Here is a 16,345-nt window from a genome sequence, read left to right on the forward strand (position 1 = left end):
AGCAGCTGCTTCAATCGGTCCACAGCTGCGGGCCTCCTGCAAGGTCCAGCCCTATGATAAAATAATGGCACTGTCAATTTGTGTAAACACATTGCTTTGCATTTGCTTGCCTTCTATTGCTGTAACTACCGTCCGGCTTGGCACATTTACTATCATTGCAATATCGCGATAGACGATAAGCGAATCCTTGGCTCCTTTTTGAGCCGCTGCATCCACCGCATCGCTGATTTTGCTGATAGATTCAGGCATAAGCTTAATTCCTCTTTGCTCCAGTCTTGTTTCTGCATGGTGACTGAATTTGATGAGCTTGTCATCCAGCATTTGCTTGAATGAGGAGGCTGGCTCCGAAACTACTTTCCGGCTTTTATCGCTTTGCAGCGGGGCATGAGTAACAGGAAACAATTGTCCAATTTTTATGCTGTTATTCATGGCGTTTCATCCTCGCCGCCTGGGTTGCTGTTATCGCCATCCTCAACTTCTTCTTCGCCGCCGTCAGCTTTTGGCTCAGAAATGGAAATCAAGTAATCAATCGCCACTTCATTTTTGCCTATCTTGGCCAGCAGCTTGCCATCCTTAGCTACTACTGCGTCTACAATACCGCTTAGAGTAATTACTTCGCCCAGTTCATCATACTCATACCACTCTACCGCTTTTCCAATTATATTAGAGGCGGATCCGATATTCTGCCGCAGCAAAGCCAGCTCATTAGACATATTCATCAACTGCTCAACAGACGTAAATTGAGCCATTTGCGCGATAAAATCTTTATCCTGCATAGGCTGCATCGGATCTTGATTGCTCAGCTGCGTCACTAAAATTTTTAGAAATTGATCCTTACCCATCGTATCCCCTGTATTGCGCTTGGAAGCCGTTTGTACATTAGATTGATGGTAGTTCGGCCAAACATTCCTTGTCGATATGTTGTCTGCCAACGCTAGTCACCTCCGTTCGACGCCAATTTTCAGGCCCTGCATTTTATACCGTTTCATTAACAGCTCGCCCAAAGCCCAGCTGCTGGATGACGACCTGCTCGATCAGCTCAGTTTCGAAGCTTGCTTCGCCATGGCTATTGTCTGACTGATCTTCCTGATTAGTAAAGCGGCCTCCGCTCTGTTTCTCTTGCTGCTGATCAAATTCAAGCGTTGCAGCCTGCTCATGCGTGACGTTCAATTTGTCCACGTTCAAGCCTTGCGCCTGCAATGCAGCACGCAGTTGCGCCATTTGATTCTCGATCAGTTCCTTGGCCATCGATGTATCGGTTTGAAATACTGCTGTAAGCTGTCCGTTTTGCATCGTAATTCTGACATCGACTTGTCCCAGCTGCTCTGGATAAAGCTTAAGCTTTGCTTCCGAAATGCCATTGAAGGTTGCGATACTGAATTTTTGAACAATCATGCCGGACATCGTGTCTGCAAATTTGTCAGCAAATACGAAAGTCGTTGCAGCCTGATTGGACGGAGCCGATACCGGAACTGTGCGGGCATGCATCAGCTGATTAACCGGAACAGCAGCATTCACTTCAGCGCCACTATTCACGGCTACCGCTTGGTTGGCTGAGCTTGACACTGCCTGCTGCTCTGCTGTCAAGCTAACGCGATTGGATTGCTGATGCAATTTCTCCAAATGCTTATCGGCATCGCTTCCATTCGTTTTCGCTACTGCCCAGTCTGGAAGTTTATTATCAGCAGCTTCAGTTGGAAGTTTGGCTTCAGTTACCGATTTGTTAGCTAATAGCTCATCTAGCTTTTGAACGAATTGGGCTAGAAGCGGAAACGGATCCTGAAGCTTGCCAGCTTTTATTTCTCCATGCTGCAGAGCAGATTGCAAATTCAGCAACGCATCTTGCAGTTGAATAATAGTCGCTGCCTTATTCGATACTTTCTTTGCTCCTAATGCTGCTAGGTCATTTGCTTCCTGCGGCTGCTGTACTTGTGTCGCTTGCACCTGCACGCCCAGCAAAGCCATAAGTGCATAGCTATGCTGCAGCATAGCTGCAAGTTCGTCCTCGCTAACTGCTGCTTCTTCTTCAGCTGCGATTGCCTCGTCCAGCTTATCTAACAGCTGCTCCAGCTGCTTCAGCAATTCCTCTGCGGATATTTGCAGTTCATTTGAAGCTCCAGCTGTCACTGTGCTGTTTATGATTTGTTCAACTATTCCGACTGGCTGACTTGTGTCTGTTGCAGCGGATGCGGCAGGTGTGTTGACTTGACTGGACAGCACTTTGGAGAACAATGCATTACCGGTGCTCTTCATTGCGCCATTCGCACTATTTCCCGATGCTGCTGACGCAGCCGGGACAGCTGCAAATGGAAGAGTTGATGTAGCCATTTCCATTTCTTTCACCTCCTTTCCTAGTACAATTTGCAAGCATTTTATTTGTTATCATTTAATAGTTTGGATACAATTTGAGCGGTTGTCGTTTGATTGCGTTTAGACATTTCTGTAAGAATGCCTGATCTTGCCGCATCATTCAGTGACTCTAGCAGGCTTAGCACCTTAGCTGAGCTAATTTCATTCATTTTGAGCAGCAGCTCTGCTGCGCTCTTAGCTTCCATTACATTAAATGTCGCTGCCAGCTCGTCAGATTCCAAACCTTTCACCGGGGCTCCAGGCTGCGCATCTTCATTTAATTGCAGGCGGGACTGCAACGCCGATATTTGCATATCTTTTGAAAGGACGTTGTCTTTCAGCATCATTGTAGCGTCCGCAGCACGCTTGGGATTCATCTTTTCCATAATGCGCACTCGATCATCCGGTCTCATCGATGAGAATAACAGCACCGACTCTTCCACTGTCATATTCTGAATAATTGGCGCTGCTTTACTTGGTGTCATCTTGGAAAACATACTTGCCAGCTCTTGAATTTTCGCTTCATACTGTTCAGCATCCAGCAATGTCTCTTCACTCAAAGCCTTCAGCTGCGCATTTTCACTTTCCAAATTTTTAAGCGTCTGCTCGGAAGCTCCTTTGCTTTCATTAGCTGCGAGCAATTCACTTTCCAGCTCAGAAACCTTTTTTTGAAGCTCTTCGATTTTCTCTGACATCTTAATTGTTCTAATTTGATCATCATCCATGGAGTTCCCTTTAACTTTAGGATCAGGAACTATGTTTTTCACAACAGGAATCGATTGTCCGATTGTAAAAACGCGATTTCGAAAATCGACATCCACAAAGGCAGCAAGAATGACAAGCAAAATAACGACCATGACGACTGGCACCATCAGCATCATAAATCTTGCAAAGCCACCATAACCTTCTTTTTCCACACTCGTTTCCGCCAATTCTATTCACTCCCTCTAGCCGGCATAGCAATGATTCATTATTACGGGACAGTCACCATGAATCGGGCGGTTGCAAGCTCGTCAAGCTCATTCTGTTCCTTTAGCTGCACATCATGCCTGAACCGTTCGTAGGCATTTTCCTTGGCTTTAAGCCATACCTTCTCATCCTTCATGCGATCCGCTAGCTTGCTTCTGCTTTTGTCAACGGCAATTTGCGCTTTTCTAACATCTTTCAGCTTCGCTTCAATTCTGGTATGTAAATACTCCGTATATTGCTGGATCATTTGAAGCTCCGATAACGAGGCTCCGCCATGCGAGGCTTCGTGAAGCTTGTCCTCCCAGTGCTTTTTTGCTTCCTCAAGCTCCTTCAAGGAAAGCTCCTCGGAATGAAGAACGCTCAGATCGCTGGAGAGAATCCATTCCGCCTGCGTTTTCTCGCTTGTTTTCAAATCGACTACCTTTTGGAATGAATAATGAAAAGCTGCCACTGATTACTCAACTCCCAATAAAATCATTTCGCAACCTTTGCTGTGCTTCGTCATAGCTTACTTTCTCAGTCGTCTTTTGCCTTGTAAAGCTATTAATCTCTTCTATATAAGCGATAGCTTGATCAATATCTTTATTGGAGCCTTGCTGATAGGCGCCGATATTAATTAAATCCTCTGACTCGCGATAGATGGCAAGCAGCCGTTTTAATTCATTAGCAGCATCCTGCTGCTCTTCAGGCACAATCGCATTCATAACGCGGCTTACGGAAGCCAGCACATCAATAGCAGGAAAATGTCCTTTATGGGCCAGCTGCCTGCTCAGCACAATATGTCCGTCGAGAATACCGCGGACGGCGTCTGCGATAGGTTCATTCATATCATCACCGTCAACAAGCACGGTATAAAAAGCGGTTATCGTACCTGTCGGACCAGTACCTGCGCGCTCTAACAGCTTCGGCAGCGCTGCAAACACGGAAGGCGTGTAGCCCCGCGTCGCAGGCGGCTCGCCTATCGCAAGCCCGACTTCGCGAAGCGCCATTGCATAACGCGTAACGGAATCCATCATGAGCATGACATTCAAGCCGCGGTCACGAAAATACTCAGCAATCGTCGTTGCAATGAGTGCGCCCTTCATTCGAATAAGTGCAGGCTGATCCGAAGTCGCTACTATAACAACCGATCGCGCCAAGCCTTCAGGACCAAGGTCCTTCTCGATAAATTCGAGCACCTCGCGGCCGCGCTCGCCAATTAGTGCAATAACATTGACATCCGCTGATGTATTACGCGCGATCATGCCGAGCAGCGTACTCTTTCCTACGCCTGAACCGGCAAATATACCAACGCGCTGGCCTTGCCCTACTGTAAGCAAACCATCGATAACCCTTACGCCTATACTAAGCGGTTCTGTTACACGCGGTCTTTGAAGCGGATTATTCGGCTCATTATGAGTCGAATAATGAGGCATACGGCTAGGCAGGAACGAGCCGTCAAGCGGATTGCCCAGCCCGTCAAGCACTTTGCCAAGCAGCTCTGAGCCTACCTGGACCGTAAGCGGCTTGCCTGTGCCAACGACATCACATCCTGGACTTATCGCATGCAAATCGCCTAGCGGCATCAAAATTACTTTATTTTCCCTAAACCCTACTACTTCTGCTATTAACGGTTTTGCGCCTTTAGTAGGGTAAATATGACATACATCTCCAATGCTGGCATCCGGTCCCTCGGACTCAACCGTAAGTCCTATAACCTGTGTTACTTTACCGTTGATTCGCACTGGATCTACGGTTTGCAAATGTTCTACATATTTAATGGCATCAAGCTTACTCATACCCATCACGCTCACGATTCTCTTCGAGGCTTTGATTGGCAAGCTGGAGCAGCTCACGTTTAATTTCTTCCAGCTGTGTATCAATGCGCGCATCAATGCTGCCAAAGGCTGAACGTATGACACAGCCGTGATCTGTAATAGTTGAATCTGGCAATATTTGCAGCTCAGCTTGTGAATCGATCGATAGCTGCAATTCTTCCCTGGCCGCTTGTACAAAAGCAAGCTGAGAAGGCGATACACATAATGTTATAACGCCTTGCTCCCGCCTTCTGGACAGCGACTTGCGAATCAGCTCAAGGGCAAGATCATTCGTATCAGCCAGCTGTTTCCCAATAATTTTCTCAGCGATTGAGCAGCTTAGTTCGACCAAAAAAGGCTCGGCTTCTTGAATAATCTGCTCTTTCATTTCATAGGCTGATTGCAATAATTGGGCTGCTTCCTGAAGCTTGCCTTCCCACTGCTGTGAAAGCTCGTGTTTTACTTGTTCACGCCCTTCCGCATAACCGCGTTCCAAGCCTTCCTGACGGGCAGCTTCGGCGATCACTTGATCCTCTTCGCGCTTTTGCAGCCACCATACATCGATTTGCTGTTCGGCTTCCTCCAGCAGTCTATTGCTTTCTATCGTAGCTTCTTTAACTCTCTCTTCCGCTACAAATTGAGCATCATTCAATATTTGATCCCTCAGCGAAATCGTCTCTGCATCCGGCTCCTGCTCTGCTTGTTGAGTCTCGAAATCCACTGGTTGTAAAGCTGCTTCATATTGATGAATTCTTTCAAGCTGCTTATGCTCGCCTACAGGTATAACTCTGGAAGATTTAATAAGATTAGACAATGATATCATCTCCCCCGCCGCGAGCAATGATGATTTCGCCAGACTCCTCCAGCCTGCGAATCGTTGCTACGATGCGAGTTTGGGCTTCTTCGACATCACGCAGACGAACAGGTCCCATAAACTCCATTTCTTCCTTGAACGTATCCGCCATGCGCTTGGACATATTGCGGAATATAGCTTCTCGCACTTCTTCACTCGCCACTTTAAGAGCAAGCTGCAAATCTGCATTTTCAATATCACGGATAATTCTCTGGATAGAACGATTGTCGATATTGACAATATCCTCGAATACAAACATCCGCTTCTTGATTTCTTCAGCCAGCTCAGGGTCCTGAATTTCAAGCGCATCGAGAATCGTACGCTCTGTACCACGGTCTACCCCGTTTAAAATTTGTACAATGGAATCGATACCGCCTGCATTTGTGTAATCCTGCGTCACAGTAGCAGACAGCTTCTGCTCCAGAACGCGCTCAACCTGAGAAATAACTTCAGGGGAGGTACTGTCCATAAGCGCTATTCTGCGAGCGACATCCGCCTGCTTGTCCTGAGGCAAGGATGATAATATTTGCGACGATTGATCAGATTGCAAATAGGATAGGACGAGAGCAATCGTCTGAGAATTTTCGTTTTGAATAAAATTCAAAATTTGTGATGGATCAGCCTTTCTGGCAAAATCAAACGGCCTAACCTGCAGCGTGGCAGTAAGTCGATTAATAACATCCAGCGCCTTTTCAGCACCCAAAGCCTTCTCCAATATTTCCTTGGCGTAAGTAATACCGCCTTGTGAAATATATTCCTGAGCTAAACAAATTTGATGAAACTCAGAAAGTATCGTCTCTCGCTCTTCGCTATCTACCTTACGTACGTTAGCAATTTCCAACGTCAATTGTTCGATCTCATCATCTCGCAAATGCTTGAAGATTTGGGCGGATACTTCTGGTCCCAGCGTGATTAATAAAATGGCTGCTTTTTGCCGACCAGTCAATCCTTGCATCGTTCTTGCCAATTCGTGCACCCCTATTCATCCACAAGCCAAGTACGAAGCAGATTAACAAACTCATCAGGCTTGCGTTTGGCAAGTGTTTCAAGATTTTTGCGCGCTTGATTTTCGCTGCTGACAGTTTCCAGATCAAGCGTTGGATATTCCACTTTCGCCGGAGGAGCCATCTCCATCTGTTCCTCAATCGGCTGTTTTCGCTTGCGTGCGAGCATAACAACTAAGCCGCCGATTAATGCCAGCAATGCTGCACCGATGCCAATTGCCCAAGTTGTAGAAATTCCGCCTGCAGAAGCTGTAGCATTCCCTTCAGAAAACTTGCGTGCGATCAGGGAAACTTTCTTTTCAATTAATTGATCATTATTAACATCTTGTCCGGAATCCGCCAGCTTGCCGCGTACAAATGTAGTCAAATAATTCATAATTTGCGTTCGGCTAGCTTCATCGCTTATTGCTGATTCATCAATAGCTACGTTAATGCTTAAATCCCTTAATACAAAAGGAGCAGATTCGATGTTATTCGTAATGCGGTTCACATCATAGTTGCGAAATTGGCTGCTCGTTTCAGAGCTTCCGCTGTTTTGAGAGGCTGCGTCGTAAGAAGGTATATCCGTCTCGCCAGTTCCTGCAACACCGCCGGCAGCTCCTGCGCTTCCAGTAAAGCTGCTGTTATTCAGCTCTTCGCTTATGATAATCCCGTTATTATTGTTGTTTTCCAGCGGCTTGACCAAATCTTCCTTGCTGACCTTTTTGTCAAAGTTGATGCTGCTGGATACGCTGACTACCGTTTTATTGATATCTACAAAGGAGCTTAGAAATTGCTGAACACTTTTTGCTACCTCGGACTCGAATTTTTGCTGAATTTGGAATTGCAGCGCTATCGCATCCATTCCGCTTGTATCATTGCCGCCTGCTTCAGATGAGGTCAGCACGCCTTGCGGGCTCGCAATTACAATATCTTTAAGCTCTAAATCCGGAACAGCCACTTTAACTAAATTATAGTAACCGTCGATTTCTTTTTGCGAAGGACGATAGCCTGGAACAAAGTTAATTCTTATGCTCGCAGTTGCTTTACTAGTATCTTCAGGTCTTAGAAAGACACTTTCCTCCGGGCGATTGATCAGCACCTTGCTGCTCTCTACCCCCTGCAAGCCGTTCAACAGCTTTTGCACCTCGCCGTTAAAAGCGCTCTGATACATGACATTAAATTCATTTTCAGTGGTGCCCAGCTGAGACGATTTGTTACTGAACAAATCAAAACCGATTGATCCGTTTTGTACGAGGCCTTGTGAGCCCGCATCGATCTTAACTTTTGAAGCTACCTTGCTCGGCACAGATATGTTTTTGCCGTTCGAGCTTATTTGATACTCGATTCCGTTGTCATCCAAATATTGAATAACTGCTGCCGCATCTGTTGCATCGAGGTTTTTGAAGGCTAATTCATATTCGGTTTTTGTAAATATAACCGTCATTAAAATGATGGCCACCAAAATTCCGCAAACAGAGGCTCCTAACCATATTTTTTGTTTTCTGCCCATCTGGCCCCAGAATTGTGTGAGCCTTTCTCGATATTGGGCGAATTTCTCGTTCACGTTGTCACCTCACCCAATCTCTCTGCTGAGTATAAAGTTCATTAAATTTGCATCCTCATAATATCCTGGTACGCTTCAACCATTTTATTGCGCACCTGTGCAGTAAGTTGCAAACTGAGCTGGGCTTGTTCAGAAGCAATAAGTACTTCGGTTACATCGATTTGTCCTGCCATATATGTATCGTTTAATTTGTGAACATTTACCTGCTGAGCTTCTACGCCTTCAAGAGCCCTTTGCAAATATGCACCGAAAGACTGCGTCAATTGAGCAGGAGTCTTATCCGCTACCGGATTGGATTCCATCTGCTTAATTGGAACAATCTGACTAAGTGATACTGCTTGAATCATTAATATCCCTCCAGTCTAATGTGAAAGTCACTATTTCTTGCCAATCTCCAGCGCTTTGACAAACATTGATTTTGAAGCGTTAATTGCGGTTACGTTAGCCTCATAGGAACGGGATGCGGATATCATATCGATCATTTCCTTCGTCACGTCTACATTTGGCATTCGTACATAGCCGGCTTCATCAGCATCGGGATGCGTCGGATTATATACTAGCTTATCCGGAGAGCTGTCTTCTGTGATTTTTGCCACTTTTACGCCATGTTTTTGATTGGTCTGGCCTAGCTGCTGGTTGAACATAGAAGAGAAGGTTTGGCCATTCGGTGCTAATACGACCATTTTTCTTTTGTATGGCTCAAATTTCCCATCAACAAAGCTTCCTCTAGTGGATTCAGCATTAGCGATATTCGACGATATAACGTCCATACGCATACGCTGTGCAGTTAAAGCTGAGGCACTTACATCAAAGCCGTTAGAAATTTTCAACTACTAGCCTCTCCCTTCAATTGCAATGTTCATCATTTTCATATCATGGTTCAATTGTTGAATGTAAAAACTGTAGTTCAGCTGGTTTTTTGCCAGCAAAGCCATTTCACTGTCAACATCGACATTATTGTTATTATTTCCCATCGAGGTTGACTGGTCCGTTATAACCTTTGCTACAGGAATTTTAGCTACTTCAGAACCAAAGGCTATATGCCTATCATCAGTCCTTTTTCCTGCAAATTGCAATTTCCTACTGTTACCAAGAGACTGCTCTAGCATCGATTCAAATAATACTTCTGACCTTTTGAAATGAGGTGTATCCACATTAGCAATATTGTTGGAAATGATACGCTGTCTCATTTCTGCGGCTTGAACAGCTGCTTCCAACCGTTGGAATGACGCGCTATTCAATAACTTCATCACTATCTCACCACTTTCAATTAGAAAATCTTAATTTAATGTATTCAACAGAATTTCTCTCATTCCTGCTTAGTTCGACATAAATTTATTATAAAGTTGATTTTTTTGTCGATTTATCAAACATGTAAAAAATGGTCCTAATTTTCATGATTTTGGCAATAAGAAAAAAGACCTGTCTTTTTGTGGAAAGACAGGTCTCGAGTAGAACTTTAGTTCTATAAATGATTTTTCACTTCTTTTTATTTAATTCCAGTAAAAGCTGCTGATTCAAAATTTTAATGTATGTTCCTTTCATGCCGAGAGAACGAGTCTCTATGACGCCGGCACTTTCTAATTTGCGCATCGCATTGACGATCACAGATCGTGTAATGCCAACCCGATCTGCAATTTTGGATGCAACGAGCAGCCCCTCCTTGCTGTCGAGCTCCTCAAAAATATGTTCAACAGCTTCCAGTTCGCTAAATGACAGCGAGCCGATCGCAACAGCTACAACTGCGCGGCTGCGCACTTCCAATTCAATCTCTTCCGCACGCTCGCGCAAAATTTCCATGCCTACTATTGTCGAACCGTACTCCGCAAGCACAAGATCGTCCTCGTCAAACTGCCCGTCAGCGCGTGAAATGACAAGCGTGCCAAGGCGATCGCCTCCGCCTATAATCGGCACTACCGTCATAATCTGCTGATCCATCAGAGTGTGAAACGTTTCCTTCAGTCCCGGATCAGGCGCTACATTCGGCATCGACTCCTGCATGTCCAAAAATCGGTCATTAATATGCTGTGCAAAACGCAGCTCTTCAGCAGGCAGCGAACGAAAATAATCATGGTCATACGGATCAGCAGCGGCGCAGCCTAATATTTTGCCTCTGCGACTAACAACGAACACAGTTGCCGATATCGTTGAGCTGAGCACCTCTGCCATTTCCCTGAAATTAACTGCTTTGCCGGCTGCTCTTTGCAGCAGCCGGTTCAGCGTCCTTGTCTTTGATAATAAACTCATGTGCCTATTGCCTCCTACAACTCATAACCACTACAATATATATTGGCTCAAATCTCGATTTTGCGCAATGCTTCCCAGCTTTTCTTTTACGTATTCAGGCGTAATCAATAGGTGCTCAAGCGACAACTCCGGCGCTTCAAACGATAGATCCTCCAGCAGCTTCTCCAAAATGGTGTGCAGCCTGCGGGCTCCAATATTTTCTGTATTGCGATTAAGATCAGCAGCAATCGAAGCAAGCTCCTTAATGGCATCCTCTGAAAATTCAACCTCTATCCCTTCCGTTTCAAGAAGAGCGGTATATTGTTTTGTCAGAGCGTTTTTAGGTTCTGTCAATATCCGGACAAAATCCTCCAGACTCAAGCTTGTAAACTCTACCCGAATCGGAAAACGCCCTTGCAGCTCAGGAATCAAGTCAGCCGGTTTGGCAATATGAAACGCTCCAGCAGCAATAAATAATATATAATCTGTTTTAACCGGCCCATACTTTGTCATTACAGTCGATCCCTCGACAATTGGAAGGATGTCCCGTTGAACCCCTTCGCGTGAAACATCTGGTCCCGATCCGCGAGAAGGGCTCGCAATTTTGTCTATTTCGTCGATGAAAATAATGCCGCTCTGCTCCGCGCGTTGAATAGATTCCGCTATTACATCGTCCATATCAATGAGCTTATTCGCTTCCTCTTGAATAAGCGCTTTGCGCGCCTCACGAACAGCCAGCTTGCGCTTCTTAGGCTTTTTAGGCATCAATTGCCCAAACAGCTCCTGCATATTCATGCCCATGCCTTCAGGTCCTTGCCCAGAAGCAAGCATATCCAGCATATTAGGCGTCGTATCCTCGACTTCAATTTCAATAATTTCATTTTCCAATTCGCCTGCTTGTAGCTGTTGGCGCAAAGTGGAACGCTTTTGCTGCAGTTGCTGATCAGCCTCAGGCGCCTCCGGCTCGGATTGCTCCTCCTGGCTGCTGCCAAACAGCATTTCAAATGGATTTTTGGATGCCTTCGCTTTTACTGGCGATGGTGCAAGCAGCGATACAATTCTTTCATTAGCTAGTTGCTCCGCCTTCTCCTTCACTTCTTCTGTCTTTTCAGACTTCACCATGCGGATAGCTGTTTCAATCAAATCTCGAACCATCGATTCAACATCGCGGCCTACGTAGCCTACCTCTGTAAACTTTGTTGCTTCCAGCTTGACGAAAGGTGCTCTAACGAGCTTGGCTAGCCTGCGTGCAATCTCCGTTTTACCGACGCCGGTAGGACCGATCATTAATATATTTTTAGGGACGATTTCATCTCTTATCGCTTCATCCAGCTTGCCTCTGCGATATCGATTGCGCAGAGCAACCGCGACTGAGCGCTTAGCTTGCTTCTGACCGACAATATACTTATCAAGCTCCGCAACAATTTGACGCGGTGTCAATGCATCCTTGCTCATCACTTCATCTCCTCCATTCTATTTCAGTTGATTTCTTCAACAATAATATTATGATTCGTATATACACAAATTTCAGCAGCAATGGTCAATGCCGATTTGGCAATTTCAGCTGCATCCATATGAGAGGCATGACGCTGCATTGCTCGTGCGGCCGAAAGCGCAAAGCTGCCTCCGGAGCCGATAGCCAATATGCCGTCATCAGGCTCGATAAGTTCACCATTACCGGAGATTAACAGCAATCCAGTCTTATCCATGACAAGCATCATCGCCTCCAGCTTGCGCAAAACACGATCCGAACGCCATTCCTTGGCCAGCTCAACAGCAGCACGCTGCAAATTGCCATGATGCTCTTCAAGCTTCCCTTCAAACTTTTCAAACAACGTAATCGCATCCGCAACTGATCCGGCATAGCCTGCTACAACCTGACCGCGGTATAACCGCCTTACCTTTTTGGCAGAATTTTTCATAACCATGTTATTTCCAAATGTCACCTGCCCGTCTCCGGCGATTGCACCTTTTCCATTATGGCGAACTGCACATATTGTTGTTGCATGGAATTGCATTTCCATTCGTATACCTCCTTATAGCTCTTTTCTCATTACTGTACGGCAAGTTACTCCAAATGTTCCTTTATAAATGAATCTATTTGTTCAAGTGCTCTCAATGCGATGGCTTCATTTTTTTCCTTTTTGTTGCGTATTTTTTTGCCCAATGGCGGCATTAAGCCGAAATTGACATTCATAGGCTGAAAATGCTTGAAGTCAGCCGTTGTTATATAATACGCAAGACTCCCTATCGCTGATGCCTCCGGGAATATAAGTGGTTCAAGCCCGCGAGCGATGCGGCCCGCGTTGATGCCTGCAATAAGTCCTGAGGCAGCCGATTCAACATATCCTTCGACTCCGGTCATTTGACCAGCAAACAGCAAGGTATCACGCGATTTAAATTGATAGGATGCATTCAGCAAGCGTGGAGAATTAATAAAAGTATTGCGGTGCATAACGCCAAATCTGACAAACTCCGCATTTTCAAGCCCAGGTATCATGGAGAATACACGCTTTTGCTCTCCCCATTTCAAATGTGTTTGAAATCCTACCATATTATATAGCGTCCCAGCTGCATTATCCTGGCGCAGCTGTACAACAGCATGCGGAAGCTTGCCCGTATGAGGATCAACTAGTCCAACCGGCTTCATCGGACCAAACAACGCCGTTTGCTTTCCTCTTTCAGCCATTACCTCGATCGGCATGCAGCCTTCAAAATACATTTCCTTTTCGAAATCCTTAATAGCTGCTTTTTCTGCAGTAATCAAAGCTTCATAGAAGCGGTCGTATTCCTCTTCCGTCATCGGGCAATTTAAATAGGCAGCTTCTCCCTTGTCATAGCGCGAGGCCAAGTAGGCCTTGCTCATATCAATTGAATCCTTCTCAACGATAGGTGCTGCCGCATCATAAAAATAAAAATATTCCTCGCCAAGAAGCTCCTGGATAGAAGCCGATAATTCCGGCGCTGTAAGCGGGCCTGTAGCGATTACTACAATACCGTCTTTCGGAATCTCTGTCACTTCTTCATTGCGAATCTCCACTAGCGGATGCTCTCTCAGCCTGCTGGTAACCTCAGCAGAAAAGCCTTCACGATCGACTGCGAGTGCGCCGCCTGCCGGTACGGCATGCGTATCTGCACTGTCTATAATAATGGAGTCCAGTTTTCTCATCTCTTCCTTTAATACGCCTACCGCATTGGCAAGTCCAGCCGCTCTCAGACTATTGCTGCATACTAATTCAGCGAATTGGGATGTATGGTGAGCCGGGGTCTGTCTGACCGGACGCATCTCATACAATGTAACCGGCACTCCCTGCTGGGCAATTTGCCATGCCGCCTCACTGCCTGCAAGCCCGGCGCCTATTACTGTAACTCGTTGTTGTGACATAGCAACTTTTCCTCTCTCTTCATTATATATAGTAAGATGACAGTCGACACCCTCCATAAGTGGGAGGGTGTCGACCGAGTAAGCTTCCTAGTTAAAGCTTTCTTTATTCTTCTATCTCCATATCGGCTTCTTCCACGATTTCTTCTGAATAGCTGCAAGAAGGGCATAGCAGCTTTGCACCGCTGCGATTGCGCTTCTCAACCATTTTGGTATCGCATTGCGGACAGGATTTATCCGTAGGCTTATCCCATGACACATAGTCGCATCCAGGGTATTGGTCACAGCCGTAAAAAATTCTTCCTTTTTTACTGCGGCGTTCTATAATTTTGCCTTCGTGGCATTTCGGGCAAGTTACGCCTATATCTTTAATGATTGGTTTTGTATTGCGGCAATCCGGAAATCCGGAGCAAGCCAGAAACTTGCCGAAGCGGCCTAGCTTGTATACCATGTGCTTGCCACATTTTTCACAAAGCTCATCAGATATTTCGTCCTGCAGCTCAACTTCCTTCATTTCCTCTTCTGCTACTTCCAGACGTTTTTCGAATTGCTTGTAAAATTCGCCAAGCACTTGAACCCAATTGCCCTCGCCATCCTCTACATGGTCAAGATTGCCTTCCATGTTGGCAGTGAACTCCGCATCCAGTATTTCAGGGAAAAATTCTTCCATCAGTTGAATAACAAGCTCTCCAAGCTCCGTAGGAATAAATTTTTTCTCCTCAATTGCGACATAGCCGCGTTTTTGAATGGTTTCCAGCGTTGGCGCATACGTGCTTGGACGCCCTATGCCAAGCTCCTCCATCGTGCGTACAAGTCGCGCTTCGGTATAGCGTGGAGGCGGCTGCGTGAAATGCTGCTTCGGCTCGATCGATTCTGCCTTAACCTTATCGCCAATAGCAAGCGGCGGTAAAAACTTATGCTCTTCTACTGTTTCATCGTCGTTGCCTTCCACATAAACCTTCATAAATCCAGCAAATTTTATCTTTGAGCCTGCTGCGCGAAACATCACGTCGCCTGTTTTTAGATCAACAGTCATCGTATCAAGGACTGCTGAAGACATTTGACTTGAAATGTAGCGTTCCCAAATCAGCTTATACAGCCTAAATTGATCTCTTGTTAAAAAAGATTTCATTGCATCAGGCTCGCGCAAGGCGGATGTAGGACGAATCGCTTCATGCGCATCCTGGGCATTGCTGTTCTTCTTAGTATACACTCTAGGCTGCTCCGGGACATAGTCCGCGCCGTATTTCTGCTCGATAAATGTTTTTGTCTCTTCTTGTGCAACAGGCGAAATTCTCGTCGAGTCTGTACGCATATACGTAATTAAACCGACGGTTCCTTCTTTGCCCAGCTCTACACCCTCGTAAAGCTGTTGAGCGACTGACATCGTTTTGGATGCTCTAAAGCCAAGCTTTCTGGCGGCTTCCTGCTGCAGCGAGCTCGTTATGAACGGCGGAGCCGGATGACGCTGCCGCTCTTTCTCCTTCACTTGCTCAACCGTGAAGTTTTTTCGGTCCATCGCCTTTAATATTTCATTCATTTGGTCTTCGTTGCCAAGCTCTCGCTTCTCATTGTTAATAGAATGGAATCTGGCTTCAAAAACCGATTTGTCAAAAGATAGCTTTGCCGTGATCGACCAATATTCCTCAGGAATAAATTCATCGATTTCGTTCTCGCGATCAATGATAAGCTTAACTGCTACCGATTGCACGCGGCCTGCGGACAAGCCTTTCTTAACCTTTTTCCAAAGCAACGGACTTATTTTATAGCCCACCAGCCGGTCCAAAATTCTTCGCGCCTGCTGTGCATTAACCAAATCCATATTAATCGCCCGCGGCGTCTTGAAAGCATCCTTCACAGCCTGCTTCGTTATTTCATTAAATACGACGCGGCATGTTGCACGCTCATCGAGCTCCAAATAATGTGCTAAATGCCATGCGATTGCCTCGCCCTCGCGATCAGGGTCAGCCGCCAGATAAACATGTTTTACTTTTTTTCTGGCATCCTTTAATTCCTTCAGCACGCTGCCCTTGCCGCGAATCGTAATATATTTTGGTTCAAAATCGTTCTCCACTTCAACGCCGATCTGGCTTTTTGGCAAATCACGAATATGGCCCATTGAAGCCTTCACTATATATTTGCTTCCCAAATATTTACCAATGGTCTTGGCTTTGGCAGGTGATTCTACAATAACCAATGAATCTGCCATGCGAGGTGCCT

Annotated in this window: 17 protein-coding genes; all 17 read right to left on the reverse strand. The window is 45.8% G+C overall.

The features are described from left to right. Positions 1-51: 51 nt before the first annotated feature. Positions 52-429, reverse strand: coding sequence for a TIGR02530 family flagellar biosynthesis protein (locus tag V1L65_RS06395; protein ID WP_331698262.1), 378 nt, complete (start codon positions 427-429; stop codon positions 52-54). Beyond that, entirely contained in the window at positions 426-932 is a 507-nt protein-coding gene (locus V1L65_RS06400) for a flagellar hook capping FlgD N-terminal domain-containing protein (protein WP_331698263.1), read from the reverse strand. The genes V1L65_RS06395 and V1L65_RS06400 overlap by 4 nt, the downstream gene beginning before the upstream one ends. A gap of 43 nt (positions 933-975) precedes the next feature. After that, on the reverse strand, positions 976-2,334 hold the full coding sequence (locus V1L65_RS06405; RefSeq protein WP_331698264.1) for a flagellar hook-length control protein FliK: 1,359 nt from the start codon (positions 2,332-2,334) through the stop codon (positions 976-978). A gap of 38 nt (positions 2,335-2,372) precedes the next feature. Beyond that, positions 2,373-3,281, reverse strand: coding sequence for a magnesium transporter MgtE N-terminal domain-containing protein (locus V1L65_RS06410; protein WP_331698265.1), 909 nt, complete (start codon positions 3,279-3,281; stop codon positions 2,373-2,375). A 41-nt stretch (positions 3,282-3,322) separates the two neighbouring features. Beyond that, a complete protein-coding gene (fliJ, locus tag V1L65_RS06415) occupies positions 3,323-3,769 on the reverse strand; it encodes a flagellar export protein FliJ (RefSeq protein ID WP_331698266.1) in 447 nt (148 codons plus the stop codon). Positions 3,770-3,776: 7 nt separating this feature from the next. After that, the gene (gene fliI, locus V1L65_RS06420) at positions 3,777-5,096 is read right to left on the reverse strand and encodes a flagellar protein export ATPase FliI (protein WP_331698267.1); all 1,320 of its coding nucleotides are present in this window, start codon (positions 5,094-5,096) and stop codon (positions 3,777-3,779) included. Next, positions 5,089-5,928 (reverse strand): FliH/SctL family protein, encoded by an 840-nt coding sequence (locus tag V1L65_RS06425; RefSeq protein WP_442955673.1) that lies wholly within the window; start codon positions 5,926-5,928, stop codon positions 5,089-5,091. The genes fliI and V1L65_RS06425 overlap by 8 nt, the downstream gene beginning before the upstream one ends. Next, on the reverse strand, positions 5,921-6,922 hold the full coding sequence (gene fliG, locus V1L65_RS06430; RefSeq protein WP_432499850.1) for a flagellar motor switch protein FliG: 1,002 nt from the start codon (positions 6,920-6,922) through the stop codon (positions 5,921-5,923). Before fliG ends, V1L65_RS06425 begins: the two co-directional genes overlap by 8 nt. Positions 6,923-6,945: 23 nt before the next feature. Beyond that, on the reverse strand, positions 6,946-8,517 hold the full coding sequence (gene fliF, locus V1L65_RS06435) for a flagellar basal-body MS-ring/collar protein FliF (protein WP_331698270.1): 1,572 nt from the start codon (positions 8,515-8,517) through the stop codon (positions 6,946-6,948). A 41-nt stretch (positions 8,518-8,558) separates the two neighbouring features. Then, positions 8,559-8,864 (reverse strand): flagellar hook-basal body complex protein FliE, encoded by a 306-nt coding sequence (fliE, locus tag V1L65_RS06440; protein ID WP_331698271.1) that lies wholly within the window; start codon positions 8,862-8,864, stop codon positions 8,559-8,561. A 30-nt stretch (positions 8,865-8,894) separates the two neighbouring features. After that, a complete protein-coding gene (gene flgC / locus V1L65_RS06445; protein ID WP_331698272.1) occupies positions 8,895-9,347 on the reverse strand; it encodes a flagellar basal body rod protein FlgC in 453 nt (150 codons plus the stop codon). Positions 9,348-9,350: 3 nt separating this feature from the next. Beyond that, positions 9,351-9,767, reverse strand: coding sequence for a flagellar basal body rod protein FlgB (gene flgB, locus V1L65_RS06450; RefSeq protein WP_331698273.1), 417 nt, complete (start codon positions 9,765-9,767; stop codon positions 9,351-9,353). A 229-nt stretch (positions 9,768-9,996) separates the two neighbouring features. Beyond that, positions 9,997-10,764, reverse strand: a complete 768-nt coding sequence (gene codY, locus V1L65_RS06455) for a GTP-sensing pleiotropic transcriptional regulator CodY (RefSeq protein ID WP_331698274.1) — start codon at positions 10,762-10,764, stop codon at positions 9,997-9,999. A 30-nt stretch (positions 10,765-10,794) separates the two neighbouring features. Then, positions 10,795-12,198, reverse strand: a complete 1,404-nt coding sequence (hslU, locus tag V1L65_RS06460; RefSeq protein ID WP_331698275.1) for an ATP-dependent protease ATPase subunit HslU — start codon at positions 12,196-12,198, stop codon at positions 10,795-10,797. Positions 12,199-12,221: 23 nt separating this feature from the next. Next, a complete protein-coding gene (gene hslV / locus V1L65_RS06465; protein ID WP_331698276.1) occupies positions 12,222-12,767 on the reverse strand; it encodes an ATP-dependent protease subunit HslV in 546 nt (181 codons plus the stop codon). 44 nt (positions 12,768-12,811) lie between these two features. Further along, positions 12,812-14,128, reverse strand: a complete 1,317-nt coding sequence (trmFO, locus tag V1L65_RS06470) for an FADH(2)-oxidizing methylenetetrahydrofolate--tRNA-(uracil(54)-C(5))-methyltransferase TrmFO (RefSeq protein ID WP_331698277.1) — start codon at positions 14,126-14,128, stop codon at positions 12,812-12,814. Positions 14,129-14,231: 103 nt separating this feature from the next. After that, positions 14,232-16,334 carry a type I DNA topoisomerase gene (gene topA, locus V1L65_RS06475; protein WP_331698278.1) on the reverse strand — a complete coding sequence of 701 codons (2,103 nt, stop codon included), beginning with the start codon at positions 16,332-16,334 and terminating at the stop codon, positions 14,232-14,234. Positions 16,335-16,345: the final 11 nt, after the last annotated feature.

The sequence above is a fragment of the Paenibacillus sp. IITD108 genome, assembly GCF_036541265.1.
Classification (GTDB): domain Bacteria; phylum Bacillota; class Bacilli; order Paenibacillales; family Paenibacillaceae; genus Pristimantibacillus.